We start from the raw sequence: 660 nt of genomic DNA, 5'->3' as shown, positions 1-660 counted from the left end.
CAATTCGTTTCCTTGCATCCGGTCACGCGGCGCGGCGCAGTTCGGCGGTCTGCTCTTTCAGCGCCGCGATCAGCCCGGGACGATCAAACTTGGCGACATAGTCGTGGAAGCCGGCCTGCCGGCCGCGCTCGATCGCCGCCGGCGACACCATCGCCGACAGCGCGATGATCGGCAGCTGGTTCAGGTTGTGGTCGCCTCGGATGTTCTCGGCGAACTCAAAGCCGTTCATCTCGGGCATCTCGATGTCGGTCAGCACGACGTCGAAGGCCTGTCCCGAACGCAGCGCCGCGAGCCCTTCCTGCGCGCCGCCCGCGGTCCTGACCTTGTAGCCGGCGGCTTTCAAGACCGGCGCCAGCATGTTGCGGAAGAACGCCGAGTCATCGACCAGCAGCACCGACTGCGCCGAGGCCGACGGGCGCATCTCCTTGCGCGAGAACCAGTCGGCGAACGCCATCGGCAGGAAGTGGCCGACGTCGATCACCTCGGTGGCCTGACCCTTGATCACGGCCGAGCCCAAAATGCCGTCCTGCGAACCCGCGACCTCGATGTTGAGCCGCTCCTCGACGATGTCGATGATCTCGTCGACCACGAGCCCCATCGAGCGGCCGTCGTCGGCGAACACCAGGATCGGCTGCGAGCCCTGCGACTGCACCTCGACCC

At 66.5% G+C, this 660-nt stretch carries 1 protein-coding gene; it reads right to left on the bottom strand.

Annotated elements, in window-relative coordinates:
• Nucleotides 1–22: 22 nt before the first annotated feature.
• Nucleotides 23–660: response regulator (locus I6F38_RS43310; protein ID WP_225164704.1), on the bottom strand; the 638-nt coding region annotated here is incomplete at its 5' end.

The organism is Bradyrhizobium sp. BRP56 (genome assembly GCF_020194035.1).
GTDB lineage: Bacteria > Pseudomonadota > Alphaproteobacteria > Rhizobiales > Xanthobacteraceae > Bradyrhizobium > Bradyrhizobium australafricanum.
This window is presented reverse-complemented; position numbering and strand designations above follow the sequence as displayed.